Source organism: Verrucomicrobiota bacterium (assembly GCA_037139415.1).
GTDB lineage: Bacteria > Verrucomicrobiota > Verrucomicrobiia > Limisphaerales > Fontisphaeraceae > JBAXGN01.
This window is the reverse complement of record JBAXGN010000341.1, coordinates 1-2,939: the sequence shown is the minus strand read 5'-3', so window position 1 is coordinate 2,939 and position 2,939 is coordinate 1. Positions and strand designations below refer to the sequence as shown.

The following is a 2,939-nucleotide window of genomic DNA, read 5'->3' as shown; positions in this document are numbered from 1 at the left end:
TGGTTGCGGGGCTGGGATTTGAACCCAGGACCTTCAGGTTATGAGCCTGACGAGCTACCAGGCTGCTCCACCCCGCGATCACCTAGGAACAACCAGCCTACCTAAGTGGCAGGCGTCATGCAAATTAATTTTTCATATTTTTGCACTTCCCGAGTTTTACTCGGGTAAGTTGGAGGAGAATCAGGTTTCCTGAAGGAGTAGTGGATTCGTCATCGGGTAGGCATGGATGGGCTCCAAAGGCGGTGAACAAGGCGCGTTTGGCGACACATTTTTGTAACTGGCTAATCAGCGGGGAATGCCTTATACTCGCGCCCGTTATGACGATTGCGGCAAAACAGGCTGAGGCAGCTCGCTACTTGAATCGCGAGCTAAGCTGGTTGGAGTTCAACCAGCGGGTGCTCAATGAGGCATTGGATCCTAAAGTGCCGCTGCTGGAGCGGATTAAATTTTTTGCGATCACCAGTTCCAATCTGGATGAGTTTTTTGAAGTGCGCGTGGCCGGGATCAAGCAGCGGATTGAAAGCGGGGTTTCCGAGCGAACGGTGGATGGATTGACCCCGGTGGAGTTACTGCAAGCCATCACCCGGCGGGTGCGCCGGATGAGCGAACAACAATTTCGTTGCTGGCGGGAACAGTTATTGCCAGCCATGGCTGAACATGGCATCCGCTTCCTTAAGGTCCGGGAATTAAACAAACCGGACCTGGCCTTTGTGGATCGGTTTTATCGCAGCCAGGTGCATCCCGTGATCACCCCGTTGGCGGTGGATCCCGCCCATCCTTTTCCGCATCTCCATAATCGCGCCCTGAATATCATTGTGCGGGGCGAGACGACTCTGAATGGCCGGGCGCAGGAGCGGTTGGTGGTGGTGCAGGTGCCCGTGATTTTACCGCGGTTGTTGCGGTTGCCACGGGCGGATCTGCGCCAGGATTATGTGCCGCTCGGCTCGATCATCGGGTACTATCTGCACGCCCTGCTTCCGGGCACCAAAATCCTGGGGCATTGGCATTTGCGCGTGTTGCGCAATAGTGAGTTGTACATTGACGAGGACGATGCCGCCAATCTCTTGAAGGCGGTGGAAAATGAATTGCACCGCCGGCGCAAGGGCGACGCCGTCCGTTTGACGGTGGAGCATGGCTGTCCGCCGGTAGTGCGCCAGAAATTACTCGGCGAGTTGGGCTTGGCCGAAGAGGATTTGTACATCGTGGACGGGCCACTGAATCCTTCCCGCATGTTGGCGATCGTGGAGGAAAACCACGCGCCGGAGTTGCGTGATCCTCCGTTCCTGCCGCCCGTGTCCGCCATGGTGCGCGGGCAGGATGATTTGTTCGCACTGATCCGGCAAAAAGACATTCTTTTGCATCATCCCTACGATTCGTTTGATACCGTTGTGCAATTTCTGCAACAGGCGGCGGCGGATGCCAAGGTGTTGGCCATCAAACAGACCCTCTACCGCACCGGGGGTGATCCGCGCATCGTTGGCGCCCTGATGGAGGCGGCCCGCAACGGCAAACAGGTGACGGCGGTGGTGGAACTGAAGGCGCGATTTGACGAGGCCAATAACGTCGCCTGGGCCAAGCGCCTGGAAGAGGCCGGGGTGCATGTGACCTACGGTTTGGTGGGCTACAAGATTCACGCCAAAGTCACGCTGGTGGTGCGCGATGAGGAGGAGGGCATCCGGCGGTACTTGCACCTGGGTACCGGCAACTATAATGCCAGCACCGCCCGCATTTACACGGATATCAGCCTGTTCACGGCCCGTCCCGATATGGGCGAAGATGCCACGAACCTGTTTAACTTGCTCACGGGTATTTGCCAGTTCCAAGGCATGAACAAGTTGTTGTTGGCACCGTTTGAGTTGCACACGCGCATGTTGGCGTACATCGTTCGTGAGACGGACAATGCCCGGGCGGGTTTGCCGGCCCGCATTATTGCGAAGATGAACTCCCTGGTGGATGAGCAAGTCATTGACGCTTTGTATGAGGCCTCGCAGGCGGGCGTCAAGGTGGACCTGATTGTGCGGGGCATCTGCTGTTTGCGACCAGGGGTGGCAGGGCTAAGTGAGACTATTACGGTGCGCAGCATTGTGGACCGTTTTTTGGAGCACAGCCGCATTTTCTACTTTGAAAATGCCTGCCAGCCGGTGATGTATCTCGGCAGTGCGGATTGGATGCCGCGCAATTTCTTCCGGCGCATTGAAGTGGTTTTCCCCATTGAAGACGGGAACTTGCGGGACATCATTCGCAATGAGTTTTTGGAGCTGCCATTGCGCGACAATCAAAAAGTCAATGTACTTCAAGCGGATGGCAGTTACCGGCGCCCGGTGCTGTCGCCAGGCGAACCGTCATGCCGCAGCCAGATGGAGTTTATTGCCCGCGCCACCAAAGGCACGGGACCGATTGAGGCGGCCGGGCTCCGACAGAAACAACATCCCAAAGTGAAGGTGATTCGGGTGCCACCCGGACGACTGTAATGCGGAACCTTTGAATGCGGAATGCGGATTTCGGAGTGCGGAATGCGGAGTGCGGAATGAGGGGGGGGGCTGGGAAGCCGCTATGGGGGAGGCTTGCCGCTGCGTTTTGTACCGCAGACTTCCAAGTCTGCTGTGTCGCAGGTTTCCTAACCTGCGAAGGGTTGAAAATTCGCAAGCGTTGGGAAATGCCAAACGGTCTGCCGACTGGGAAGTCGGCGACACAGCAGGTTAGGAAACCTGCGGTACGGGGAAGGAACCTTCCATTGCGGATTGGGGAATGGGGAATGGGGAATGGGGATTGCGGAATGAGGGGGGGGGCTGGGAAGCCGCTATGGGGGAGGCTTGCCGTTGCGTTTTGTACCGCAGATTTCCAAGTCTGCTGTGTCGCAGGTTTCCTAACCTGCGAAGGGTTGAAAATTCGCAAGCGTTGGGAAATGCCAAACGGTCTGCCGACTGGGAAGTCGGCGA

Annotated in this window: 1 protein-coding gene and 1 tRNA gene; one reads left to right on the top strand and one right to left on the bottom strand. The window is 57.0% G+C overall.

From position 1 onward, the window contains the following. Positions 1-77: transfer RNA gene (locus WCO56_29405), tRNA-Met, on the bottom strand. Between the two features lie 240 nt (positions 78-317). Here WCO56_29405 and ppk1 point away from each other — a divergent pair. After that, positions 318-2,471, top strand: coding sequence for a polyphosphate kinase 1 (gene ppk1 / locus WCO56_29400; GenBank protein MEI7733718.1), 2,154 nt, complete (start codon positions 318-320; stop codon positions 2,469-2,471). Positions 2,472-2,939: the final 468 nt, after the last annotated feature.